This window comes from Variovorax sp. GW460-12-1-14-LB1, assembly GCF_059423605.1.
On record NZ_JBWKYF010000004.1, the window covers coordinates 99,615 to 121,656 of the forward strand.

The window sequence follows — 22,042 nt, forward strand, 5'->3', positions numbered from 1 at the left end:
ACGGCCTCGAACCCCCGAAACGGACACCACCATGCGACTCCTGCTTCTCGAAGACGACGTGATGATCGGCGAGGCCGTGCTCGACCTGTTGCGGGCCGAGCAGTACGCGGTCGATTGGGTGAAAGACGGCGATGCTGCCGAATCTGCATTGCGCACCCAGCAGTACGACCTCGTGCTGCTCGACCTGGGCGTGCCGCGCCGCGACGGCCTGGAAGTGCTGCGTGCCCTGCGTGCGCGCAAGCAGCGCATGCCGGTGCTGATCGCCACCGCGCGCGACTCGGTGCAGCAGCGCATCGAAGGCCTCGATGCCGGCGCCGACGACTACGTGCTCAAGCCCTACGACCTCGACGAACTGCTGGCGCGCATCCGCGCCTTGCTGCGGCGCGCATCGGGACGTGCCGAGCCGGTCTACGAGCACATGGGCGTGAGCATCAACCCCGCCACGCGCGAGGTCGCGGTGAACGGCGAGCCGGTGGTGCTGTCGGCGCGCGAGTGGGCCGTGCTCGAGCCGCTGCTGGCCCGCCCGGGCATGGTGCTCTCGCGCGCCCAGCTCGAAGAAAAGCTCTACGGCTGGAAGGACGAGATCAGCAGCAATGCGGTCGAGGTCTACGTGCACGGCCTGCGCAAGAAGCTGGGCGCCGAGTTGATCCGCAACGTCCGCGGCGTCGGCTACATGGTGCCCAAGGCATGATGGGCCGCGTGATGCGATGGACCGGATCGCTGCGTGCGCGGCTGCTGGTGTTCCTGCTCGCGGCCATCGTGCTCGCGGCCGGCGCGCAGGCGCTGGTGGCCTACCGCACGGTGCTGAAAGAGGCCGACGACATCTTCGACTACCACATGCAGCAGATGGCGCTGTCGCTGCGCGCGGGCCTGCCGCCGAGCGCGGCCGTGGGCGGGCTCGGCGGTGCGGAGCAGAACTTCGATTTCGTGGTGCAGGTGTGGACCGTCGACGGCGTGCGCATCTTCGAATCAGCCGAAGAAGCCGCGCTGCCGCAGCTCGCGGTGCTGGGCTTTGCCGACGTGCGCGCACGCGGCACGACCTACCGCGTGTTCTCGATGCAGACCCGCGGGCTGGTGATCCAGGTGGCGCAGGACATGGCGGCGCGCCGCCACATGGCCGGCTCGCTCGCGCTGCGCACCATCGTGCCCGTGGCGCTGATGGCGCCGCTGTTGATGCTCGTCGTGTGGTGGGTGGTGAGCCTGTCGCTGGCGCCCGTGGCGCGCGTGCGCCGGCAGGTGGCGTCGCGGCAGGCCGACGACCTCTCGCCCGTGAGCGAGGAAAACCTGCCCGAGGAAGTGCGCCCGCTGGTGCAGGAGCTCAACCTGTTGTTCGGCCGCGTGCGCCATGCCTTCGACGCGCAGAAGCACTTCGTGGCCGATGCCGCGCATGAACTGCGTTCGCCGCTGGCGGCGCTCAAGCTGCAGGTGCAGGGCTTGCAGCGCGCGCCCGACGATGCGGCGCGCACGCTGGCCGTGAGCCGGCTGTCGGCCGGCATCGACCGCGCCACGCGCCTGGTCGAGCAGATGCTGGCGCTGGCCCGTCACGAGGCCAGCGTGGCCGCGGGCGCCAAGCCCGAGACGGTCGATCTGACCGAGGTGGCGCGCCTGGCGATCTCCGATGCGGTGGCCGCCGCGCAGGCGCGCCGCATCGACATCGGCGTGGCGCAGTCCGACGCGGGCGCGACCGTGAGCGGCCAGCCCGAGGCGCTGCGCATGCTGCTGCGCAACCTGATCGACAACGCCGTGAAGTACACGCCCGAAGGCGGGCGGGTCGACATCGGCCTCGTGAAGCGCGCCGACGCGGTGGAGTTGCGCGTGGACGACAGCGGCCCCGGCTTGCCCGAGGCCGAGCGTGCGCGCGTGCTCGATCGCTTCTACCGCTCGGGCGAGCCGCAGGCGCCGGGCAGCGGGCTGGGGCTGGCCATCGTGAAGTCGATCGCCGACCTGCATGGCGCCACGGTGGCGCTGGAAAAGTCCCAAAGCCTCGGCGGGCTGTGCGTGCGAGTGACATTCGCTCCCGCCAAAGAGTGAAATCCGCTTAAGCGACGCCTAAGTCAAGGCCGCGACATTCCTTTCACCGTGTTTGCGCTTCGGCGCAGGATTGAAAGGAATCGAAGAATGAAAGCCGCCCTGATTTCCCCCCGTGCCCTCGTGATCGCGCTGGCCAGCGCCGGCGTGATCGGTGCCGTCGGCGCCGGGGCCTACACCAGTGCCCGCGCCGTGAATGCCCCGGCCACCACCGCCGCCGTGGCCGCGCCGGCCGCGATGGTCACCTTGCCCGACTTCTCGACCATCACCTCGCGCGACGGCCCGGCCGTGGTCAACATCAGCGTGACCGGCACCGAGAAGGCCCCGGACGACGACACCATGGCGCAGCTGCAGGGCATCGACCCGGACGATCCGATGTTCCAGTTCTTCCGCCACTTCCAGGGGCAGATGGGACCGCGCGGCCAGCAACAGCAGCAGCGCGCCGTGCCGGTGCGCTCGCAGGGCTCGGGCTTCATCGTGGACCCGAGCGGCATCATCATGACCAACGCCCACGTGGTGAAGGACGCGAAGGAAGTCACCGTCAAGCTGACCGACCGCCGCGAGTACCGCGCCAAGGTGCTCGGCGCCGATGCCAAGACCGACATCGCAGTGCTCAAGATCGATGCGAAGAACCTGCCGGTGCTCGCGCTGGGCAACACCAAGGACCTGAAGGTCGGCGAATGGGTGCTGGCCATCGGTTCGCCCTTCGGCTTCGAGAACACCGTGACGGCCGGCGTAGTGAGCGCCAAGGGCCGTTCGCTGCCCGACGACAGCTACGTGCCGTTCATCCAGACCGACGTGGCCGTGAACCCCGGCAACTCGGGCGGGCCGCTGCTCAATGCGCGCGGCGAGGTGGTCGGCATCAACTCGCAGATCTACAGCCGCAGCGGCGGCTACCAGGGCGTGTCGTTCGCCATCCCGATCGACGTGGCGGTGCAGGTGAAGGACCAGATCGTCGCCACCGGCAAGGCCACGCATGCGCGCCTGGGCGTCGCGGTGCAGGAGGTGAACCAGGCCTTCGCCGATTCGTTCAAGCTCGACAAGCCCGAGGGCGCGCTGGTCTCGAACATCGAGAAGGGCGGCCCCGGCGACCATGCCGGCCTGAAGGCGGGCGACGTGATCCGCAAGGTCGACGGCCAGGCCATCGTGTCCTCGGGCGACCTGCCGGCGGTCATCGGCCAGCAGGCGCCGGGCAAGAAGGTCACGCTCGACGTGTGGCGCCAGGGCGAGCGCCAGGAGCTGCAGGCCAAGCTCGGCGATGCCAGCGACAAGCCGGCGCAGGTCTCCAAGGCCGACAACACGGCGGGGCAGGGCAAGCTCGGCCTGGCGCTGCGCCCGCTGCAGCCGCAGGAACAGCGCGCGGCCTCGGTCGACGGCGGCCTGCTGATCGAGGACGTGGCGGGCCCGTCGGCGATGGCCGGGGTGCAGGCCGGCGACGTGCTGCTGGCGATCAACGGCACGCCGGCCAAGAGCCTGGAGCAGGTGCGCCAGGCGGTGGCCAAGGCCGACAAGTCGGTGGCGCTGCTGATCCAGCGCGGCGAGGACAAGATCTTCGTGCCGGTGCGCCTGGGCTGACCGACCCGTGCGCGCTCAGGGCAGCGCGCAGGGCCAGTCGAGCGACACGCGCGTGCCGCCGGCCTGCGCGTCGGCCCGCTCGATCTGCAGCCGCGCCCCGATGGCCTGCGCCCGCGAACGCATGTTCGCGAGGCCGTGGCCACCGGGGCGTTCGTTCGCCGGCAGCCCGCGGCCGTTGTCGGTGAGCACGATGCGCACCAGCGGCGGCGTCTGCTCGCCGTGCCAGCCCACATGCATCACGATGCGCGTGGCGCCCGCATGCTTCAGCACGTTGGTGAAGGCCTCCAGCAGGATGCGCTGCAGCTGCAGTGCGGCCTGCGCGGCAAAGGGCGCGAGCGTGGGGATGAGCGCCACGTCCCACACCAGCTCGATGCCGGCCGCGTCCAGCCGGGGCTGCAGGCGGTAGCGCAGCGTGGCCAGCACGGTGGTCAGGTCATCGTGCATGGGTTGCAGCGAATCTACGGCCATGCGCATCTCGTCGAGCGCCAGCTTCACGTGCTCCTCGACCACGTCGCGGTCGGGCGCGGGCTGGTTCACCACGTTGAGCAGGCCCACGAGCTGCGAGCCGACGCCGTCGTGGATCTCCCGCATGATGCGCTGGCGCTCCAGCAGCACGGCCTGTTCTTCCTGCTGCTTGCGCACGGTTTCGAAGGCGCCGCGCAGCTGCTCCTCGCGCTCGGCCACGCGCGCGGCGAGGTTGGCGTTGAGCGAGCGGTAGTCGGCCACGGTGCGGCTGTAGCGCTCCACCACGAGGCCGGCCAGGATCATCACGAAGAAGAAGATCGCGTGCGAGGTGAGCGTGTAGTAGGCGCCGCCGAACAGGCCCATGCGCACCAGCAGCAGGTCGTGTGCGCCCGCCAGGATGGCCAGCGTGCCCGCGGCCATCAGCACGCCCGCGATGCGCCGCCGCGCCACCAGCGCGCCGTGCACCACGTAGGGCAGGCAGATGGTGCTCGTGACCTGCAAGATCGCCAGCCCCGTGGTCCACAGCGCCGGCAGCGCGAAGGCGAAGGAGGCGCAGGCCAGCACCACCGACAGCGCCAGCGCGCCGTAGATGGAGCGCACCAGCCACGGCGGGTTGCGGTCGAGCACCAGCAGCACGAAGCGCGCGATCAGCCCGATGTGGCAGGCATAGCAGACCGCCACCACGGCGCCCCACAGCGGCCAGGGCACGGGCCCTTCGGTCAGCACGCGGTCGAGGTTGCGCGCCACGCCCGAGAGCGCGGCCAGCGCGAAGCAGCCGTAGAGCGCATCGCGCTGGCGCAGCCACAGCCCGGCGGCCAGGCCGCCCATCAGCAGCAGGCTCACGGCGTAGACGATGGCCGAGGTGTTGCGCCAGTTCTGCTGCGAGCGGTGCAGCGGGGCCAGGGAGGCCTCGGGGCCGTAGAGCACGCTGGCCAGCCCGCCGCCGCGCTGGCGCTGGATGGTGGCCTGGATGAGCAGTTCCTGCGGCTGGCCGTCGCCGCGTCGCAGCGCGGCGGCCAGCGGGATCAGCAGGTTGGCCTTGCCGGCGTCGTAGGCCGGGTCGCCGAGCACGCCGTAGTTGGCGACCAGCGCGCCGTTGAACCACACGGCGGCTTGGTTGCCCAGGCCCGACATCAGGAGCGCCTGGGCGTCGTCCGCGCGGGCGGCGTCCGGGGGCAGCACGATGCGGTAGCTGGCCTTGCCGCCGCGCCCCGGAAACTCGTGGTCCCAGCGAAAGGGCAGCGCCACCTGCCGAACCTGCATCGGCAGGCCGTCGGGTTCGAGGCTGGCTTCGGCCCAGTCCACGTCGGTGCTGCCCGGCGGGGTGGCGGCGTGGGCGAAAGGGGCGGCGAGCACCAGCCACAGCAGCAGTTGCAGCACGGCTTGCATGCGGGAAAAGAAGGGGCGGCTCACGCGGCTAGGAAAGCCGGCCTGGAGGACGGGTCGCCAACACGGCTTCCGAGGGTGGGGGCGCATCCAGCTTGCCGTAGATGTTTCTGATATGGGTTTGAACCGTCGATGCGGAGACTCCCATCTGCGCGCCGATTTCGGCATAGGTGAAACCACGAGACACCCGGTCGAGCACTTCGGCCTCGCGCGACGAGAGGTGCCCGGGCGCGCCGTCGGAGGCCTGCCAGCGGCGCAGAAGCTGCCGCGCGATGCCCGGCGGCAGCGGGGAGCCGCCAGCGCCCAGGTGGCGCAGGTGCGCCGCCAGGTCGGCCTCGGTGCCGTCCTTGAGCAGGTAGCCGCGCGCGCCGGCCTCGAAGGCCTGCACCATGTGGGTCTCGTCGCCGAAGATCGTCAGCACCATCACCGCGCAGGCCGGCTGCATGCGGCGGCATTGGCGGATCACCTGCAGGCCGGGGTGGTCGGGCAGGCCGAGGTCGACCAGCAGCACATCGACCGGGTTGTCCGTGAGCCAGTTCAGGATGTCGACCGCGTTCGAGGCGCTGAAGGCCAGCGCCAGCGCCGGGTCGGCGCCGATCACGCGGGCGATGCGCTCGCGCATGCCGCTGTCGTCCTCGACCACGGCGACCTGGGTGGCGGTCAGGGGCATGGCGGGCTTCCGCAGGCGAGACCGGGGCCGAGGCGCATGGGCAGATCCGTTTCCGTTCGGAGGTTGCAGGTGCCGCAAGCCTATCGACCGGTATCGGGCGAGCCCATCCTATAGACGGGGGATGGAGGTACCCTGCCGGCGCGCGATGGTGTCCAGCCGTGTCGCGACGCGCGCCACGTGCTGCACCAGTTCGGGAGGCGACTCGATCTCGATGGCGTGGCCCAGGCAGCCCAGCCACACGGCCAGCGCATCGAGCGAGCTGGCGCCGGTGACGACGCGCGTGCGGTCCGCGTCGAGGGCCTCGGGCACGCCGCCCACCCAGCCCAGATGCGGTTCCAGCGCCGCGAGCGGGGCATGCACGACCACGCGCGCGTGGTGCAGGTAGGGCGAGACCTTGAGCGCGTGTTCCATGTAGGCCTCGACGTCGCCCAGCGGCAGGCGGCGCGCGGTGAAGCGCGCGCCCGTCGGTTCGGCGTCGACGATGCGGTCGAGGCGGAAGGTGCGCCAGTCCTGGCGCGCCGTGTCCCAGGCCAGCAGGTACCAGCGCTGGCCGGTCTGCACCACGCGGTGCGGCTCCACCGTGCGCGCCGTGGCCGTCTGGTGGTGGTCCTGGTAGCCGAAGCGCAGCTCGCGCCGCTCGGTGCAGGCTTCGGCGAACATCGACACCGCCTTCACGCGCACGCCCGACTTGCTGCGCATCACCGGCACCACCGAGGCGCGCACGCTGCCCAGGCGGCGCTGAAGGCGCGGCGGCATCAGCTGGTCGAGCTTGGCGAGGGCGCGCATCGAGGCGTTGCCGATGTCGCCTTCGCCCGTGCCGGCATGGCCGAGCGCCAGCGCCACCGCAATGGCTTCCTCGTCTTCCAGCAGCAGCGGCGGCAGCGCGCTGCCCGCACCCAGCCGGTAGCCGCCGGCCGCGCCCGAGGTCGAGTCGACCGTGTAGCCGAGGCTGCGCAGCCGGTCGACGTCGCGGCGCAGCGTGCGCTCGGTGATCTCCAGGCGCTCGGCCAGGGCGGCGCCGGTCCAGGCGCGCTGGGCCTGGAACAGCGCGAGCAGGCGAAGCAGGCGGGCGGAAGCAGACAGCATGGGCTGCATCATGCCTGCGATCGAGGACAGGATCTGTCCGCAATGGGTCGTAACCTTGGGTTTCCTCCACTCGTTTCCACGGACACCGACCATGAAGAAGACCTATCACGGCAGCTGCCACTGCGGCAAGGTGCGCTTCCAGGCGCTCATCGACCTCGCCGCGGGCACCGGCAAGTGCAACTGCTCGATCTGCATGAAGTCGCGCGGCTGGGGCGCCATCGTCAAGCCGGCCGACTTCACGCTGCTGTCGGGCGAGGACGACCTGTCGAGCTACCAGTTCGGCTCGTTCAGCGCCGAGCACCTGTTCTGCCGCCATTGCGGCGTCAAGTCCTTCGGGCGCGGCAACGTGCCGGAAATCGGCGGCGCCTACGTCAGCGTGAACGTCTCCTGCCTGGATGACGCGACGCTCGAAGAGCTGGCCACCGCGCCGGTGCGCTACATGGACGGTCGCCACAACAACTGGTTCGAGGTGCCGGCGGAGGTGCGCTATCTCTGAGATGACCGATGGCCCCGCGCTTTCGGCTGAGAATGCCTGTTGCTTCACCTGCTGCGAACGAAACCAATGAACGACGAACTCGAAGCCCGCATCCGCTCGGGCCAGGCGCTGTCCGAATCGATGGGCAACTTCCACGTGACCGGCTGGGACGCCGAGCACAAGACGCTGAAGGCCGCCTTCACCGTGCGGCGCGAGTACTGCCACACGAACGGCACGATCGCCCAGGGCGGCTTCATCACCGCCTGGCTCGACGCCGCCATGGCCCATGCGGTCATGCACGACACCGAGCAGGCGCAGACGGTCTTCAGCCTGGAGATCAAGGTGAGCTTCTACGAGAAGGTCGGCCCCGGCGAAGGGCGCGTCGAGGGGCGCGTGATCCGGCGCGGGAAGCGCGTGGCGTTTCTCGAAGCTGCGCTCTACAACCCCGATGGGAAGCTGGCGGCCGAGGCCACGTCGACCGGAATACTGGCGAGCCTCTAAAGCTACGCCTGCCCGACCTGGGCCTGTATCTCCCGGATCACCGCTTCTTTTTCCCGGTTGTAGACCTGCGGGTCGGCCGGGTCGATGCCGTGGGCTCGGTCCTTGGCTTCTTCGTACTTCCTGCGCAGGTCCGGGCGCCGGTCGAGCACTTCCATGAACGCCAGCGAATCGGCGTGCACCGGGTCGCCGCGATGGCAGATGTGCAGGTTGAGGTTGAACCTGCGCCCGCCGTGCAGCACGGACGCGCAGACGTAAGGCTTCTCGTCCGTGTCGACCCACACGGGGCGGCGGTGAAACCCGAGGGCCTCGAATTCCGACTGGGTCGTGCGCAGGTTCTCGCGCTGCGTGATTGCCGCGATGTCGACCATCGGCTTGCCCCGCAAACCGACGATGGCCGTGCTCCCGATGTGCACGAGTTCCACGCCCTCGAGCTGCGCCTGCACGTGGCGCTGCACCTGCGCGAACACCTCGGCGTACGCCGGGTCGTAGGGCAGGATGTGGCGCTGGTCCAGGCTCTCGTCGAAGGCGAGGAGCTTCATCGCACGATGCGCGCGAGCCAGGCCAGCAGCACGGCCACGACTTCGTCGCGGTTGGTCTCGTTGAGCGTCTCGTGGCGCGCACCGCCGAACACATGGCACGACACGTCGCGCAGGCCGGCGTCGCGGTAGCGTTGCACCAGCGGATAGAACCACTCGGCCTTGTTGCTGACCGGGTCCTGGTCGCCGGTGAACAGGTACAGCGGCAACTCGGGCTGGATGCGCGTCTGCATTGCGGCGGGCGTAAGTTCGTCCAGGTTCGCGAACATGGAGCCCATGCCTTCGGCCGACACGGTGAAGCCGCACAGCGGGTCGGCGATGTAGGCGTCGACCTGGGCCGGATCGCGGCTGAGCCAGTCGAAGGGCGTGCGCACGTCGGGCAGCGCGGCGTTCATGTCTTCGAGGCGGAAGCCGCTTTGCAGCGCGCCGCCCAGCAGGTCGAGCGCCGTGGTGCCGGACAGCACCGCGCCCGACAGCAGCTCGCTGTGCCGCACCAGGTAGTACTGCGTGGCGAACGAGCCCATGCTGTGGCCGACGAGGATCAGCGGCAGCCCGGGGTGCTCGGCGCGTGCGTGGCGGCTGAGCAGCGCCATGTCCTCCACGAGGCCGGCGAATCCGCGCGGGCCGAACTCGCCGAGCTCGTCGCGCGCGGCGGCGCCGGGGCCGTGGCCGCGGTGCTCGTTCGCGTAGACGACGTAGCCGGCCTGTGTGAGCGCGTCGGCCAGCGGCCGGTAGCGCAGCGAATGCTCGCCCATGCCATGTGCCAGCTGCACGATGGCGCGCGGCGCGGTGCCCTGCCAGCGGTGGGCCTCCACCGGATGGCCGTCGTTGGCGGTCAGTTCGAAGTGGGTCTCGGTGCTCGGCATGCGGGGTCCTCCAGGGAAGTGGATCTGCATCCTAATCGTTGGCAGCCCGCAGCATGGCCTTGCGCAGCCACGCCTGCGCCGGGTCCTTGTCGGTCACTGCGCGCCAGGCCATCCGCAACTGGTAGCTCGGGCTGTCGAAGGGCAAGGGCTCGCAGCGCAGGCCGCTTTGCGCCGACAGCGCCAGCGCCACGTGCTCGGGCACCGTGGCCAGCAGGTCGGTGCCCGCCAGCACGGCGGGCAGGCTGCCGAACTGCGGCACCGAGAAGAGCACGTCGCGCTGGCGTCCGAGTTCGCCCAGCGTTTCGTCGACGGTGCCGCACAGGTCGCCGGCATAGGTCACGAGCAGGTGGCGTCGGCGGCAGTAGTCGTCGAGCGACAGCCTGCCGGGCGCGGTGTCGGCTCGGAGCACGGCAAAACGCGCGGTGCGGACCTTGCGCACCTTCGCATCGGCGGGCAGGTCTTTCAGGAAGGACATCACCGCGCTGACGCGGCCCTGATCGAGGTAGCGCATGGCGTTGCGGTAGCAGACGGTGAGCGTCACCAGTTTGGCTCCGGGCACTTCGGTGCTCAGGGCGCGCAGCAGGCGGGGCAGCATCGCGATTTGCAGGTCGTCGGTCAGGCCGATGCGGAACACCGGTGCGGCGCGCGCCGGTTCGAAGTCGGCCTGCGCGCGGAACGTGGCCTCGATCTGCGCGAGCGCGGGGCCCAGGCCCTGCATCAGGGCGAGGGCCCGTGCGGTGGGTTCCATCACGCGGCCCTGGCGCACCAGCAGCGGATCGCCGGTGAGTTCGCGCAGTCGCGCGAGCGCGTGGCTCACCGCGGGCTGGCCGAGGTTCAGCCGCTCGGCAGCGCGGCTGACGTGGCGCTCGCGCATGAGCGCGGCCAGCACGGTGAGCAGGTTCAGGTCGATGCGGTTGAGTTCGATGGGTTTCATTGGGGTCCTGGCGTTATCGATGGTGCGCATAGCGACTATCCCGCGAATCGATTTCCTTGATGACGCTGCGGCCTCTAGATTGAAGCCATCGGTCATTCAAGAAAAGAAGGAGAGTTGTCATGAGCAGGATGGTTCGCTTCCACGCATTCGGTGGTGCCGAGGTGCTGAAGGTCGAAGAGGTCGCAGTGCCCGCGCCGGGCATTGGCGAAGTGCGCATCGCGGTGCAGGCCATCGGCCTGAACCGGGCCGACGCGCTGTGGCGCGAGAACCTGTACATCGAAGACGCGACGTTGCCGGCGGGGCTGGGCAACGAAGCCGCCGGCGTCATCGAAGCCGTGGGCGAGGGCGTCGAAAGGCTGCGCGTGGGTGACAGGGTCGCGGTGCTGCCGGGAGCGAGCCAGGGGTTGTATCCGACCTACGGTGACCGCATCCTCTTTCCGGCCGCGCATGTGGTGCGGCATCCCGCCAACCTGTCGGCCGCGCAGGCTGCGGGCGCCTACATGGCGTATCTCACGGGCTACTTCCCGATGTTCGAGATCGCACGGCTGCAGCGCGACCAGGTCATGCTGGTCACCGGGGCGTCATCGGGCACCGGCATCGCGGCGCTGCAGATGGCGCGCGCGGCGGGCATCGTCGCCATCGCGGTCACGCGCACGGCTGCCAAGCGCGACGCGCTGAGGGAAGCGGGCGCTGCGCATGTGGTCGTGACGGACGAAGAAGACGTGGTCGAGCGCGTGCTGGCGCTCACCGAAGGCCGCGGTGTCGACCTGGTGTACGACGGCGTGGGCGGCGCGCAGGTCGAGCGGCTCGGCGACGTGGTCGCGCATGGCGGCTGGTATGTGCTGTATGGCCTGTCGGGTGGCGCCGAATTCAGGTTTCCGGTGGTGGCGCAGTTCCGCAAGAGCTGGCGCTTCCACGTCTACAAGGTGCTGGAGCACACGGGGGCCGCCACCATGGGGTTGCCGCGCGACGCGGCCGCACTGGGTCGCGCGCTGGCGTTCATCGATGCGGGGCTTGCCGATGGCACGCTGCACGTGCGCATCGACCGGAGCTTCGCGCTCGACGACGTGGTGCAGGCCCATCGCTACCTCGAGCGCGCCGGGCACATCGGCAAGGTCGTGCTCGAGGTCTGACCGGCGCTCAGGCGGCGGACGTCAGTCGGTACCAGGCCACCCCGTCGTCGGCGACGTCGCACGCGATCTCGCCGCGGTGGCGCAGGTAGTTGAGGCAGGCCAGGCTTTCGCCGGTGGCCATGCCCAGCAACGGCACGTCGGATTCGGCGATGCTGCGCGCGAACAGGCTCGTGAACACATCGACCGCGCGCTTCTGCGTCTTCAGTGCGTTGCGCAAGCGGTCGAGCGAGCGCTCCTGTCCGTGCTGCAGCCGGTCGATGCGCGCATGCAGGCCGCGGAAGCACTCGTTGTGCGACGGCAGCACCAGCACGTCGTCGGGCACTTCGCGCTTGAGCTTGGCGAGCGACGCGAGCCAGTCGGCCATCGGGTCGGCGTCGGGTTCGACGGGCGAGACCGACACGTTGGACGAGATGCGGGGAAGGATCTGGTCACCCGAGATCAGCACCTTCAGGTCGGGGCAGTACAGGCACGCATGCTCGGGCGAGTGGCCGTTGCCGGTGACGACGCGCCAGTCGTGCGCGCCGATGCGCAACACCTCGCCATCGCGCAGGCGCCGGAAGCTGTCGGGCAGCGGGTGGATGTGCTTGCCGAAGTTGCCGAAGCGCGTGCGGTAGGTTTCGATGGCCGCCTCGCCCCAGCCGGCGCGGCGGTAGAAGGCGATGGCGTCGTCGGGCGCTTCGCGGCCGGTGTCGGACACCATCACGCGGCACATGAGGTATTCGGAGCGGGTCATCCACAGCCGCACGCCAAACTTGCGCGTGAGCCAGCCGGCCATGCCGACGTGGTCGGGGTGCATGTGCGTCACGAAGACGCGGGTGAGGCCGCGCGTGTCGGGCGAATTGGCGAACAGCTCGCGCCAGACCGCCACCGTTTCCTCGGTGCGCACGCCGGTGTCCACCACGGCCCAGCCGTCGCCGTCGTCCAGCGCCCACAGGTTGATGTGGTCGAGCGAATAGGGCAGCGGCATGCGAATCCAGTGGACCCCGTCGGCGACCTCGATCGACTTGCCGCGGGGCGGAAGCTCCGCAAAAGGATAAACAAGCTTGCCCTTGGCTGCTTCCGCCGACTCTTCCAAACCATCCATCGTGTTTCACCTCCAGAGGGATGAATTGTGAACCCGGCCGGCATTCGGGCCGGGTCACTTCGAAGACGATGGACGGCGGCGCTTACTTGCGGCGCGGGCGGGCGGCGCCCGGCGCCGAGGTCTGCGACGGGGCGGCGCCGCCGTCCACGCCCAGCCGGCCACCGCCGCCCAGGCCCTGGCCGCGCACCGTCTGCGCCTTGTAGTTGCGCAGCGAACGGACCATCTGGTTGAACGCGTCCATGAAGGCCGCCGCGATCACCTTGCCCTGTGCGGTGTTGGTGTAGCCGCCGATGCCGCCGGCGCCGCTGCGGCCACCGAGTCCGCCGAAGCCCGCAAAGTCGGTCTTGGAGGCGCTGCCTTCGGCGGCAGCCACCTGCACGCCCGAGCGGTTGTCGATGAGCGTCAGCAGTGCGCTGGCTTCCTTGGTCTGCAGGCTGGCGCCAACGGCCGCGATGGCACGGCCACGGCCGCCGCCCACGAGGCCGCCGAGTGCGCCGCCGATGCCGCCGGCGTCGTTGTTGCTGAACACGATCTCGGGCGACAGGCCGTAGTCGGAGGCCACCATCTGGCCGCGGCCGAAGTTGCTGCCGCCGCGCATCTCGCCCGATTGCATCAGCGCGCGCTCGCGCGTCATGGCGTTCATGCCGGCCGCGCCGCGCTCCACCACCACGAAGCAGTTCGACTGCTGCACCAGCAGGCGCAGCAGGTTGGCCGTGGGCGGCAGGCGGTATTCACCGGTGAGGATCGTGTACCAGCCGGCATTGACGTTCTCGATCAGCGAGACGGTACCGAGCGGCGATTCGCAGCGCTCGAGCTGGCTGCTCTCGCCCGAGGTGGCGCCGCCGGCGGCGCTGCCCGTGGCCGTGGTCTTGGCCGCCGGAGCGCCCATCTGCATGTCCATGGTCTGGCAACCGGAGAGCGCGAGCAGGCCCGCGAGTGCGCTGGCGAGAGAGAGTTTGGAAAAAGGCATGTCCCTGTCCGTCAAATGAAAACAATGTGGCGTCCGCCCCACCGGCGGGCGCCGCGCCCGCGCGACGATACGGGCCGCCCGATGCGCGGGCCAGTGTCGAAAGTCACGCGGTCAGGAACATTTGTGGCGCTTGTCGGGGCTTGGTTACAGTCCGAACTCCATTCGCAGGAGTTTTCAGATGGCCACAAAGAAGAGGAATATCGTGGGAGAAGCCGCCGTCGAACTGACGACGCAACAGGTCGCGCAGGCCCTGGCCATTGCCGGGGCGTCGGGCTACAGCGGCAGCGCCGATCCGTCGTTCGTGGGGGCGGTGCTGGTGGCGCTGGCGGTCAACACGAGTTCCGTCAGCGCGACCATCGACAGTGCGAAGAGCAGGGGCCCCGGCGTCGCTGGCGTGCTGCAGCACTGACCGGCCGGCGGGGCGCCGGCCTCCGGCCTGAACCGGCGCACTTTCAGGTCGTGTAGTCGCCGCTGGCTTCCGGCTGGAACAGCACGGCGATCACGCGCGCACTGTGTTCGCCGCCGCCGGGCGTCTTCCAGCGCGCGACCGCGCCGGTCTTCTGGCCGAGCAGGCCGATGCCGACGGGCGAGAACACCGAGATGAAGCCCGTGGTCGGGTTCGCATCGGCGGGATAGCAGATCACGATCTTCTGCCGCTGTCCGGCGGGCAGGTCTTCGATTTCCACCTGGGTGTACATCGTCACGATGTCCGAGGGCATTTCCCGTGACGGAAGGATGTCGGCCGTGTCGAGCAGATCGACCAGGGCCGGAGGAAGAGGCGTGTCCGCGAATTTGCTGAGACGGACGTAATCGAGTTCGGTGAGCGTGCGCTCCCCGTGAACGGTTGAAAGCATGAAGCACTCCAGATGAACGCAACCCGCCTTTCCAACAGACAGGGTCGCTACCGCGCGGTGTGGTGCCCGGCGGTCAAGGTGTGCGCATCAAGAAGAAGGTAGCGGACCGCCGGGCTCAGGAATGTGCGGACGTGCGTCGGAGGACCGACGTGGCCGCCGCGACGACGGCGCCCACACGACGACCGGCCGCTGCCATGGGCAGGGCTGCGCGCGCAGGGTATCGACGGGGCGAGAGGAGAGCCATGGGGCGCGAGTGTAGGGGATTCTGGCCAGATTGGCCAATTATGGCCCTACGGGTGCAGCGAGGAATTGCCGTGGAATCTCTGGATTCAATCAGTAGAACGCCTGAATTGAAATCAAGAACCTGTGATTCGAGACGACGTGAATGAGTGATGGAAAACGGGTGGGCAAGCACTCATCTTTACGAGATTCTTTGTGAATTGGATATTTTCTTGGTCGACGGGATTTCTCCGAAATTCATCGATGAATAATTTCTTGTGCCGCATCGAATGAGTGGTTTCAAATTAATTCTATGAGTTTGAATTTATTGAAAATATTATTTCATGAATAGGGAGTGCGCCTGGGGTTGCTGTTGTTGTCATTCGATCTCAATCGTTTTGACTCTCCCAGAAGCTTGAAAGCTTCAATTGAGAGGGCTTCATGTCGAATGAAATGGTGGATGCATTTTGTTTGTTCAATATGTCTCATTTGCGCATCCTCTGTTCTTTTGTTTGATTGCCATAAAAGCCCCGAGACATAAGAATTCAGTACGCAAAAATCCAAGTGGCCGATTGCCTTCAATTGCAAGCAATGTTGGCTATTTGTTTGCAATAAGAAGTTGATTGCAAATTTTGCGACGTGAATTTCAAATATTGTTAATTGGGGTTTGAATGACAGCATCCACATGGGACTTGTTCTTGTCGTCGTCGCGAGGCCGCGCAGGGGCGGTCCACCCGCTGATCCGCGCAGGCCTGGTCCTGCTTGCCGCAGGCGCCGCGACCGTCGCGTTCGCGCAACCCACCGCTTCGCTGGAGGCGCCGCGTGCACCTGTCGCGACCCAGGCCGTGACCGTCGTCCTCGCCCAGTCGAAGGTGGTCAAGGGGCCCGACGGCAATGAACAGTTCCAGGACGCGGCCACCATCAAGCCGGGCGACGTCATCGAATACAAGGCCACCTACACCAACAACACCGGCAAGCCCGTCAAGGGCCTCGTGGCCGATCTGCCGATCCCCGAGGGGCTGGAATACCTGCCGCGCAGCGCGAAGCCAGGTGCCAGCCTCGTGAAAGCCGCCACCAAGACCGCCGTCTTCGAGCCCGAGCCGCTCGTTCGCAAACTGCCCGGCGGCAAGACCGAACCCGTTCCCTACAGCGAGTACCGCATGCTGCGCTGGAGCCTGGGCCAGTTGCCCGCAAACGGCAGCCTCGCCGTGAGCGCGCGCGCCAAGGTCGAAACCGTCGCGCCGCCAACGGCAGCGCCTCCCACGCCCGCCACGCCGCCCCCGCGCGGCAAGTAAAGGCCGCGCCGGCCCTCGCGCGCTGCGCGAGGCGAGGGCGCTCGCCTTTTCCATCGATCTCTTGTTTCTGAGTGCCAGTCGGCAGGTACGCGTTCGCCCATCGAAACGTACCGGCCAGGTTCTTTCGTGTTCCCGTTCATCGACAACAGAGGAGAAAACTACGTGATTCCCACCCAGCCAACCCAACGCGCCAGCGGCTGCAAGCCGTGTGCGCCCTGGGCAGGCGCCGCAGCGTTGACGCTGGGCTTCCTTTTCGGAAGCCCGGCTGCATTTGCCGCGTCGCCGCCCGCCAACACCGTCATCGGCAACCAGGCGTCCGCCAGCTATTCGGACGCCGCCGGGACGACCCAGGTCGCTACCTCCAACCTGGTGCAGACCACTGTTCTCCAGGTGGGCTCGTTCACGCTCGACAGCGTCAACCAGGTCACGACGACCGTCGTCAACACCAAGTCCGGCGCGGCCGGTGCCACGGTCTATGCGCCTCACGTGCTGACCAACACCGGCAATGGCGTCGACACCTTCGGCCTCACGGTCAAGGCCGATGCGGGCAAGTTCTCGCGTGTCGAGGTCTTTGCCGATGCCGACGGCAACGGGCTACCGCCCGGTGGACACCGACAGCTGGAACGCGCTCATGCGCTACGAGCGTCGTTCCGAGCGCGTCACCGGCACCGGCAGTTCGACCGGCGCACTCGACGGCGCGAGCGTCTTCGGTGCGGGCAACGGCAGCGCAGCGCTGCCCGGGCGCACCAGCGCCGACATCGTCTCGGCCCACCTCAACTACAACCCGCGCCCCGGCACCGTCATCAACGGGCGCTACGCCGCCAAGTGGTCGCGCGCCGACGACGGCCTGCTGCGCAGCACCTACTGGGCGCATCTGCTGCAGGCGCGCTACACGCAAGACCTCAACGACAGCTGGGACCTCGGCGTGCAGGCCGGCCTGCTGCGCGGCAAGGGCGGCGGCCTGCAGAAAAGCTTGGGCATCGAAGTCGGCTACCAGGTCATGAAGGACCTGTGGGTGTCGGCGGGCTACAACTTCGTGGGCCTGAAAGACCGCGATCTGGCGGCCAACGACTACACGAGCAAGGGCGCGTACATCCGGCTGCGTTTCAAGTTCGACGAGACGGCGCTGGGTGCCGCGTCGGCGGGCGCAGCAGCCCCCGTGAACGACGACCGGACCGATCGATGAAGTCGCGGAGGAATGGCCAATGAAAATGCAAAAAACTGATTCGATGCGCTGCGCGACGGCGCTTCGCTGCCTGCCCGTGCGGAAGAGTGCGATGGCGCTTGCGAGAGGCGTGGCGCACTTCTTTCATGCCTTGCGCGGCGTCGTCTTTCTGGCACTGACCTCGCTGCTGATCGGCACGCAGGCCACGGCTGCAGATCTATGTCTATGGAAGAGCGGGACCTACGGGGGCGTCGCTGTCACCACGGAGGGCGCATGCGGGGTGGTGGGCCAGTACCCATGGGGTACTTATCTCCGGCTGGGAAGGTCCAACCTGCGGGAGGCATGCACGTTCAACTTTTCTGTGCCCGTGAAGAACCTGAGCGTTCGAACTCACTCGCTCAACTGCAACCCACTTGGGTGCGAGAAGATGGTGGTGTCCGTCAACGGAAATCACTATCCGTTCACTGCGGCCGAGCTTACGACGCCTGTCCCCGATCCAGCGCTCCTACAGGTAGCTGGCCCTGCCCCGGTAAAAATCGATGCAGACGGCAATCTCGAGGGGGCGGAACTCTTCAACTCGTCCGGTTATGGGGCCTCTGCATGGGCCTTTGTTTCGAGAACATCCGTGTCTTCCGTCACGCTCTCGAACGAGCCAATCCGCGGTCAGCCCTATGGGTCGGAGAACACGGTGTGCTTCTTCGTGCCAGACCCCCCCATCGGCCCCATCGTGCCAGACCCCCGATTGGCGCTCAAGAAGGAAGCCAGCGCGGCCCCATGGGTCGTGGGCCAGCCTGCCAGCTACACACTCACGCTGACGAACACGACTGGCGTCGCGACCACTGCCGATACGGTGGTGACCGACAGAGTGCCGCCTTCGCTGACCATCGGCGACCTTCCCCCGGGGTGCAGCCGAGTGGGCCAGAACGTCAGTTGCCTGGTGCCCCCAGGGTTCACATCGTCCGCGTCCTTCGTCATTCCGGTGACGCCCCAGCCTTCTGCCGCGCCCGGCGTGACCAACACGGCCACGGTATCGGGGGGGGGGCGACGCCACTTGCAACGGCACGGGGGCGTGCACGAGCACGGTGACCACGCCGGTGGCCCCTCCGTCTCCGCCCATCATCACCTCGACCAAGACGGTCAGCGCCAGCCCGCTGGTGGTGGGGGCGCCCAACCAGTTCTACTCTGTGCTCGTTACCGTGGCCAACGGTACGACCACAGTGCCGATCTCGGTGATGGACACCTTGCCGCCGGGTGTCACCCTGCGCGGGGGCCCGACATTGGTGGCGGGAACGACCACCGGCGTGCTGAGTGGTTGCCCGACCTCGGGATCGAACACGACCAACTGCAGCGTGGCGGCGGGCATCGCGCCCGGCACCTTCGAAATACGGATTCCTGTGAACGTCGCCGCATCGGCCGTGGGCGCAACGGGCGGCACGAACACGGTGAATCTCAGCGGCGGTGGGGATGTCGCATGTACGACGGCGCCAGCAGAGGCGTGCGATGCGAGCACGCCGGCCACGCGCGTGGTGTCTCAAGCGACGTTGAAACTCGAAAAGATCGCTGATGTGGCGCAGTTCATCATTGCCGAGCCGGCCAGCTACACGCTGAAACTGAGCAGCACCAATGCCGGGATGACGACGGCGAACACTGTCATCACCGACACCTTCCCGGTCTCCTTGACGATCGGCACGCTGCCTTCGGGGTGCAGCAGGGCCGGGCAGGTCGTGACGTGCACGGTGCCTGCGGGCATGGCAACGTCCGCGTCGTTCGTCATCCCGGTGACGCCTCTGCCGGCTGCGAGGCCGCGCGTGATCAACGCGGCAACGGCCGTGGGGGGCGGGGACCCCGCGTGCAACGGTGTCGGTCCATGCGCGAGCACGACAATCACATCGGTTGCTGGGCCGCGCATCCGGGGATTCAAGTATTCGAGGCCCCACCCATTGATTGTCGGGGCGCCGGGGCAGCTCTACCTGGTCGACGTCGTTGTGGATTTTGCTCCGACCACAGCGCCGCTCGTGCTCGAGGACGTCTTGCCCAAGGGCATCACACTGGCTGGACCGCCCGTGCTGGTCGCGATGACTACCACGGGTGTCCTGAGCGGTTGTTCCCCCGCCGGCTCCGTGGTCGTCCGCTGCAGCGTGGCTGCGGGTGTCGTGCCCGGTAGCTTCTTTGTCGAGATTCCTGTGCACGTCGACGCCACGGCCGTCGGGCCGCTGGGTGGTACGAACTCCATCAACCTGAGCGGTGGTGGGGATCCGCTTTGCACCACCTTGCCGAACGAAACGCTCTGCGATGACTCGACGGGGCCGGTCGCGGTCCTCTTGCCTCCGAAACTTCGCATCGTCAAGGAAGTGATCAGCGGTTCCGGCACCCATCGCTTCGACTTTGCGCTGTCGGGCCTGAGCGTGGCCCGCGACACCATCACGGTCAGCGCGCCGGGCCGGGGTATCGGTGCGCAGACGATCACCGGCAAGGTGGGCGTGCCGGTCACCATCACCGAAACGTCGCCTGCCGGCTGGCCCGTGAACCCGGTGAGCGCCAGCTGCCGCGACCTGAAGGACGTCATCGCGCCGTCGCCCATTCGCGGGGTGTCGGGTTCGAGCCCGGCCGCAGCGGCCGCGTCGGCGCCGCCGGTGGTGCTGGCCGGCAATGTACTGAAGATTCCTGCCGAGTGGATGGTGGCGGGCGCGGACCTCGAATGCACCTTCGTCAACAGCGACGCCTACGCCATCACCGGCCGCGTCTTCAGCGACAACGGCAGCGGCGCGGGCGTGCCGAACGACGGCGTGGCCAACGGCGGCGAAGCGGGGCTCGTGGGCGTGCAGATGCGGCTCACCAACTGTGCGGCGGGGGTGTGGTCCACGGCGGTGACCGACGGCTCGGGCCGTTACCGCCTGGAGGTGCCGTCGCAGCCTTCGTCGCCATCCGATGGCGATCCGCTGTGCGTCGAAGAGGTGACGCCGGCGGGCCATCTGTCCACGGGGGCGTCGGTCGGCGCCACGCCGCTGCCTTCCGGCACGGGCGTGGCCGTGGGCGGGCGGACCTACACCTACACGCGCACCGCCGGGGGGGCGCCGGACCACATCGCCTTTGGATGGAGCGAGGCCCGGGCCGGCGAGCTGAACTTCGGCGACGTGGCCGTCAACCGCTTCGGCGCCGACAGCGCCCGCACCGGCTCGCCCGGCAGCAGCGTCAGCCACGCACACACCTTCGTGGCGCAGACCGGCGGGACGGTGAGCTTCGGCGTGGCCGGCGCGGTGGCCACGCCGCCGATCGATGGCTGGAGCGCCAAGATCTTCGACGACCCGGGCTGCACCGGCGCCTTGCAGGCCGGCGCTGCGGTGCTCTATCCGCCGGCGGTGCCCCGGCCTGTGACGACAGGGCAGAACCTGTGCGTGGTGGTGCAGGAGTTCATTCCGGCCAGCGCGCTCGCCGGCTACAACGACAAGCGTTCGGTGCAGGCGAGCTTCGTGTTCACGAACGCATCGCCCGCGTTGAGCGCGAGCTACCTCGTGCTCGACACCACGACCGTGTCGAGCACGGCGCTGGAGCTCAAGAAGGAAGTGCGCAACCTGACGAAGAACGGCGACTTCGGGCTCAACAACGAAGCCAAGTCGGGCGAGACGCTCGAATACCGCATCACCTACACCAACAACGGCGCGACGCCGATCAGTGGCCTGACGGTGAGCGACGTCACGCCGGTCTACACCAGCTTCGTCGCCTCGCAGGAAGGCGCGACCCCGGCGACGCTGACCGCATGCACGAAGCGCACGCCGGCCAATGCAGTGCCTGCGCCGGCCGTGGCGTGCGCGGCCGCACAAGCGCCGGGCGGAACGGGGCCATTGGACTGGAAGTTCACCGGGCAACTCGCGCCCGGCGGCACGGGCAGCGTGCGGTTCAGGGTGACGGTGAACTGACGACTTGCGCGTCAGCAGGCGCGCAAGCTGCTCCTGCTGCTGCTGCTATCAGCAGCGTCCCTTTTTCGCCTGGCCGGGCGGGCAGTGGCCGCCGCCGCGGTGGTCGTCGTCATGGTCGTAGCGGTCGTGGTCATGGCGACGGTGGTGGCGGTCTTCGCGGCGTTCCTCACGGCGCTCGGCGCGGCGCCAGTCGCCTTCGCGCCAGCGCCAGCCGCCGTCGGCGCGCACCCAGCCGCCCGGGGCGTAGGCGTAGTCGGGGCGGGCCGCCACGTAGTAGCCGGGGCGCCATGCGTAGGCGCGGTCGTTCCACTGCCAATGGCCGGGCACCCAGACCTGGCCGCTGCGCGGGCGGGGCGCGGGCTCGTAGCGCGGCGCGGGCGGCGCGACCTGGATCAGGCCGGGCACGTTGATGTTGACGGACACCTGCGCCACGGCGGGCAAGGTGGCGGCGGCCACGGCGGCGGCCAGAAGAATTCTTATGAGTTTCATCGTGATGCCCTTGATGGTTGTTATTTGTGAATGACTGAGCCCAAACAACGCCTGAGCGGCGCGTCGCGTGCACGGGTTTGCCCGGGGCAGGGCAGCACAAGTCATTAACAAAGAGGGAGTTTTGCACGCAGGGCGGGGCCTGCGTGTCGGACAGGCCCGCGAGCGGGCAGATGGCGGCCGATGTGTGGCGCCAAAGCAAAAGGGCCGCAAAGCGAAAAGGCCCGTTACCTTGTGGGTAACGGGCCTTCAGCAAATGGTGGCTCCTCGACCTGGGCTCGAACCAGGGACCTACGGATTAACAGTCCGGCGCTCTACCAACTGAGCTATCGAGGAACAAGCCTTAGATTATAGCGTGATTTTTGGGGCTTCCAAAACAACGCGGCGCCGGCGCAAC

General features: G+C 68.3%; 22 protein-coding genes, 1 tRNA gene and 1 pseudogene. 11 read left to right on the forward strand and 13 right to left on the reverse strand.

Annotation, left to right across the window (positions count from 1 at the left end; genetic code table 11):
* Positions 1-31: 31 nt before the first annotated feature.
* The 3 genes from AC07Y4_RS03535 to AC07Y4_RS03545 all read left to right on the forward strand — a co-directional run bounded on the left by AC07Y4_RS03535 (position 32) and on the right by AC07Y4_RS03545 (position 3,603).
* Positions 32-691 (forward strand): response regulator, encoded by a 660-nt coding sequence (locus AC07Y4_RS03535; RefSeq protein WP_062478105.1) that lies wholly within the window; start codon positions 32-34, stop codon positions 689-691.
* Between the two features lie 11 nt (positions 692-702).
* The gene (locus AC07Y4_RS03540) at positions 703-2,031 is read left to right on the forward strand and encodes an ATP-binding protein (RefSeq protein WP_487846794.1); all 1,329 of its coding nucleotides are present in this window, start codon (positions 703-705) and stop codon (positions 2,029-2,031) included.
* An 87-nt stretch (positions 2,032-2,118) separates the two neighbouring features.
* Complete coding sequence (locus AC07Y4_RS03545; RefSeq protein WP_487846795.1) at positions 2,119-3,603, forward strand: Do family serine endopeptidase; 1,485 nt, start codon at positions 2,119-2,121, stop codon at positions 3,601-3,603.
* A 15-nt stretch (positions 3,604-3,618) separates the two neighbouring features.
* Here the strand turns inward: AC07Y4_RS03545 and AC07Y4_RS03550 are convergent, their stop codons facing one another.
* From AC07Y4_RS03550 to AC07Y4_RS03560, 3 genes are all read right to left on the reverse strand, one after another.
* Entirely contained in the window at positions 3,619-5,457 is a 1,839-nt protein-coding gene (locus AC07Y4_RS03550; protein ID WP_139704150.1) for a sensor histidine kinase, read from the reverse strand.
* A gap of 28 nt (positions 5,458-5,485) precedes the next feature.
* Positions 5,486-6,124, reverse strand: a complete 639-nt coding sequence (locus AC07Y4_RS03555; protein ID WP_095745514.1) for a response regulator — start codon at positions 6,122-6,124, stop codon at positions 5,486-5,488.
* 108 nt (positions 6,125-6,232) lie between these two features.
* Positions 6,233-7,210: a helix-turn-helix transcriptional regulator gene (locus AC07Y4_RS03560; protein ID WP_487846796.1), complete on the reverse strand. Its 978-nt coding sequence runs from the start codon at positions 7,208-7,210 to the stop codon at positions 6,233-6,235.
* Between the two features lie 91 nt (positions 7,211-7,301).
* On the opposite strand from AC07Y4_RS03560, the gene AC07Y4_RS03565 reads away from it, so the two are divergent.
* Positions 7,302-7,706 (forward strand): GFA family protein, encoded by a 405-nt coding sequence (locus tag AC07Y4_RS03565; RefSeq protein WP_487846797.1) that lies wholly within the window; start codon positions 7,302-7,304, stop codon positions 7,704-7,706.
* A gap of 66 nt (positions 7,707-7,772) precedes the next feature.
* On the forward strand, positions 7,773-8,186 hold the full coding sequence (locus AC07Y4_RS03570) for a PaaI family thioesterase (protein ID WP_062478117.1): 414 nt from the start codon (positions 7,773-7,775) through the stop codon (positions 8,184-8,186).
* A 2-nt stretch (positions 8,187-8,188) separates the two neighbouring features.
* Here the strand turns inward: AC07Y4_RS03570 and AC07Y4_RS03575 are convergent, their stop codons facing one another.
* The 3 genes from AC07Y4_RS03575 to AC07Y4_RS03585 are packed head-to-tail and all read right to left on the reverse strand — an operon-like array spanning position 8,189 to position 10,522.
* The gene (locus tag AC07Y4_RS03575; RefSeq protein ID WP_487846798.1) at positions 8,189-8,725 is read right to left on the reverse strand and encodes a GrpB family protein; all 537 of its coding nucleotides are present in this window, start codon (positions 8,723-8,725) and stop codon (positions 8,189-8,191) included.
* Complete coding sequence (locus tag AC07Y4_RS03580) at positions 8,722-9,588, reverse strand: alpha/beta fold hydrolase (RefSeq protein ID WP_487846799.1); 867 nt, start codon at positions 9,586-9,588, stop codon at positions 8,722-8,724. The genes AC07Y4_RS03575 and AC07Y4_RS03580 overlap by 4 nt, the downstream gene beginning before the upstream one ends.
* Before the next feature lie 31 nt (positions 9,589-9,619).
* Positions 9,620-10,522 carry a LysR family transcriptional regulator gene (locus tag AC07Y4_RS03585; RefSeq protein ID WP_307635669.1) on the reverse strand — a complete coding sequence of 301 codons (903 nt, stop codon included), beginning with the start codon at positions 10,520-10,522 and terminating at the stop codon, positions 9,620-9,622.
* A gap of 119 nt (positions 10,523-10,641) precedes the next feature.
* On the opposite strand from AC07Y4_RS03585, the gene AC07Y4_RS03590 reads away from it, so the two are divergent.
* Positions 10,642-11,655 carry a zinc-dependent alcohol dehydrogenase family protein gene (locus AC07Y4_RS03590; protein ID WP_487846800.1) on the forward strand — a complete coding sequence of 338 codons (1,014 nt, stop codon included), beginning with the start codon at positions 10,642-10,644 and terminating at the stop codon, positions 11,653-11,655.
* Between the two features lie 7 nt (positions 11,656-11,662).
* Here AC07Y4_RS03590 and AC07Y4_RS03595 read toward each other — a convergent pair whose 3' ends face one another.
* Together AC07Y4_RS03595 and AC07Y4_RS03600 are read right to left on the reverse strand one after the other, a co-directional pair.
* On the reverse strand, positions 11,663-12,739 hold the full coding sequence (locus AC07Y4_RS03595; RefSeq protein ID WP_487846801.1) for an MBL fold metallo-hydrolase: 1,077 nt from the start codon (positions 12,737-12,739) through the stop codon (positions 11,663-11,665).
* 82 nt (positions 12,740-12,821) lie between these two features.
* On the reverse strand, positions 12,822-13,709 hold the full coding sequence (locus AC07Y4_RS03600; protein ID WP_139704166.1) for a CsgG/HfaB family protein: 888 nt from the start codon (positions 13,707-13,709) through the stop codon (positions 12,822-12,824).
* A gap of 178 nt (positions 13,710-13,887) precedes the next feature.
* Between AC07Y4_RS03600 and AC07Y4_RS03605 the strand changes: the two genes are divergently transcribed.
* On the forward strand, positions 13,888-14,118 hold the full coding sequence (locus AC07Y4_RS03605; RefSeq protein ID WP_062472430.1) for a hypothetical protein: 231 nt from the start codon (positions 13,888-13,890) through the stop codon (positions 14,116-14,118).
* Positions 14,119-14,161: 43 nt separating this feature from the next.
* On the opposite strand, the gene AC07Y4_RS03610 is transcribed toward AC07Y4_RS03605, so the two are convergent.
* Positions 14,162-14,563, reverse strand: coding sequence for a GreA/GreB family elongation factor (locus AC07Y4_RS03610; protein WP_062472433.1), 402 nt, complete (start codon positions 14,561-14,563; stop codon positions 14,162-14,164).
* A gap of 890 nt (positions 14,564-15,453) precedes the next feature.
* Here AC07Y4_RS03610 and AC07Y4_RS03615 point away from each other — a divergent pair.
* The 3 genes and pseudogenes from AC07Y4_RS03615 to AC07Y4_RS03625 form a co-directional block, all read left to right on the forward strand.
* The gene (locus tag AC07Y4_RS03615; RefSeq protein ID WP_487846802.1) at positions 15,454-16,077 is read left to right on the forward strand and encodes a hypothetical protein; all 624 of its coding nucleotides are present in this window, start codon (positions 15,454-15,456) and stop codon (positions 16,075-16,077) included.
* Between the two features lie 577 nt (positions 16,078-16,654).
* Positions 16,655-17,263 carry a hypothetical protein gene (locus tag AC07Y4_RS03620; RefSeq protein WP_487846803.1) on the forward strand — a complete coding sequence of 203 codons (609 nt, stop codon included), beginning with the start codon at positions 16,655-16,657 and terminating at the stop codon, positions 17,261-17,263.
* A gap of 406 nt (positions 17,264-17,669) precedes the next feature.
* A pseudogene (locus AC07Y4_RS03625) lies at positions 17,670-18,266 on the forward strand (hypothetical protein); the annotation flags it as partial.
* A gap of 153 nt (positions 18,267-18,419) precedes the next feature.
* Here AC07Y4_RS03625 and AC07Y4_RS03630 read toward each other — a convergent pair.
* Together AC07Y4_RS03630 and AC07Y4_RS03635 are read right to left on the reverse strand one after the other, a co-directional pair.
* A complete protein-coding gene (locus AC07Y4_RS03630; protein ID WP_495274191.1) occupies positions 18,420-18,683 on the reverse strand; it encodes a hypothetical protein in 264 nt (87 codons plus the stop codon).
* Between the two features lie 156 nt (positions 18,684-18,839).
* Positions 18,840-19,016 (reverse strand): hypothetical protein, encoded by a 177-nt coding sequence (locus AC07Y4_RS03635; RefSeq protein WP_487847346.1) that lies wholly within the window; start codon positions 19,014-19,016, stop codon positions 18,840-18,842.
* Between the two features lie 241 nt (positions 19,017-19,257).
* Here AC07Y4_RS03635 and AC07Y4_RS03640 point away from each other — a divergent pair, with 241 nt between their 5' ends.
* Positions 19,258-21,159 (forward strand): prealbumin-like fold domain-containing protein, encoded by a 1,902-nt coding sequence (locus AC07Y4_RS03640; protein WP_495274189.1) that lies wholly within the window; start codon positions 19,258-19,260, stop codon positions 21,157-21,159.
* Between the two features lie 48 nt (positions 21,160-21,207).
* Here the strand turns inward: AC07Y4_RS03640 and AC07Y4_RS03645 are convergent, their stop codons facing one another.
* Both AC07Y4_RS03645 and AC07Y4_RS03650 read right to left on the reverse strand, forming a co-directional pair.
* The gene (locus tag AC07Y4_RS03645) at positions 21,208-21,648 is read right to left on the reverse strand and encodes a hypothetical protein (protein WP_487846804.1); all 441 of its coding nucleotides are present in this window, start codon (positions 21,646-21,648) and stop codon (positions 21,208-21,210) included.
* A 257-nt stretch (positions 21,649-21,905) separates the two neighbouring features.
* Positions 21,906-21,981: transfer RNA gene (locus AC07Y4_RS03650), tRNA-Asn, on the reverse strand.
* Positions 21,982-22,042 lie beyond the last annotated feature (61 nt).

Excerpts from the sequence above, each read along its gene's own strand:
- AC07Y4_RS03535 (WP_062478105.1), top strand. The coding sequence starts at position 32 with ATGCGACTCCTGCTTCTCGAAGACGACGTGATGATCGGCGAGGCCGTG.
- AC07Y4_RS03540 (WP_487846794.1), top strand. The coding sequence starts at position 703 with ATGCGATGGACCGGATCGCTGCGTGCGCGGCTGCTGGTGTTCCTGCTC.
- AC07Y4_RS03545 (WP_487846795.1), top strand. The coding sequence starts at position 2,119 with ATGAAAGCCGCCCTGATTTCCCCCCGTGCCCTCGTGATCGCGCTGGCC.
- AC07Y4_RS03550 (WP_139704150.1), bottom strand. The coding sequence starts at position 5,457 with ATGCAAGCCGTGCTGCAACTGCTGCTGTGGCTGGTGCTCGCCGCCCCT.
- AC07Y4_RS03555 (WP_095745514.1), bottom strand. The coding sequence starts at position 6,124 with ATGCCCCTGACCGCCACCCAGGTCGCCGTGGTCGAGGACGACAGCGGC.
- AC07Y4_RS03560 (WP_487846796.1), bottom strand. The coding sequence starts at position 7,210 with ATGCTGTCTGCTTCCGCCCGCCTGCTTCGCCTGCTCGCGCTGTTCCAG.
- AC07Y4_RS03565 (WP_487846797.1), top strand. The coding sequence starts at position 7,302 with ATGAAGAAGACCTATCACGGCAGCTGCCACTGCGGCAAGGTGCGCTTC.
- AC07Y4_RS03570 (WP_062478117.1), top strand. The coding sequence starts at position 7,773 with ATGAACGACGAACTCGAAGCCCGCATCCGCTCGGGCCAGGCGCTGTCC.
- AC07Y4_RS03575 (WP_487846798.1), bottom strand. The coding sequence starts at position 8,725 with ATGAAGCTCCTCGCCTTCGACGAGAGCCTGGACCAGCGCCACATCCTG.
- AC07Y4_RS03580 (WP_487846799.1), bottom strand. The coding sequence starts at position 9,588 with ATGCCGAGCACCGAGACCCACTTCGAACTGACCGCCAACGACGGCCAT.
- AC07Y4_RS03585 (WP_307635669.1), bottom strand. The coding sequence starts at position 10,522 with ATGAAACCCATCGAACTCAACCGCATCGACCTGAACCTGCTCACCGTG.
- AC07Y4_RS03590 (WP_487846800.1), top strand. The coding sequence starts at position 10,642 with ATGAGCAGGATGGTTCGCTTCCACGCATTCGGTGGTGCCGAGGTGCTG.
- AC07Y4_RS03595 (WP_487846801.1), bottom strand. The coding sequence starts at position 12,739 with ATGGATGGTTTGGAAGAGTCGGCGGAAGCAGCCAAGGGCAAGCTTGTT.
- AC07Y4_RS03600 (WP_139704166.1), bottom strand. The coding sequence starts at position 13,709 with ATGCCTTTTTCCAAACTCTCTCTCGCCAGCGCACTCGCGGGCCTGCTC.
- AC07Y4_RS03605 (WP_062472430.1), top strand. The coding sequence starts at position 13,888 with ATGGCCACAAAGAAGAGGAATATCGTGGGAGAAGCCGCCGTCGAACTG.
- AC07Y4_RS03610 (WP_062472433.1), bottom strand. The coding sequence starts at position 14,563 with ATGCTTTCAACCGTTCACGGGGAGCGCACGCTCACCGAACTCGATTAC.
- AC07Y4_RS03615 (WP_487846802.1), top strand. The coding sequence starts at position 15,454 with ATGACAGCATCCACATGGGACTTGTTCTTGTCGTCGTCGCGAGGCCGC.
- AC07Y4_RS03620 (WP_487846803.1), top strand. The coding sequence starts at position 16,655 with ATGCCGACGGCAACGGGCTACCGCCCGGTGGACACCGACAGCTGGAAC.
- AC07Y4_RS03635 (WP_487847346.1), bottom strand. The coding sequence starts at position 19,016 with ATGACGAACGACGCGGACGTTGCCATGCCCGCAGGCACCGTGCACGTC.
- AC07Y4_RS03645 (WP_487846804.1), bottom strand. The coding sequence starts at position 21,648 with ATGAAACTCATAAGAATTCTTCTGGCCGCCGCCGTGGCCGCCGCCACC.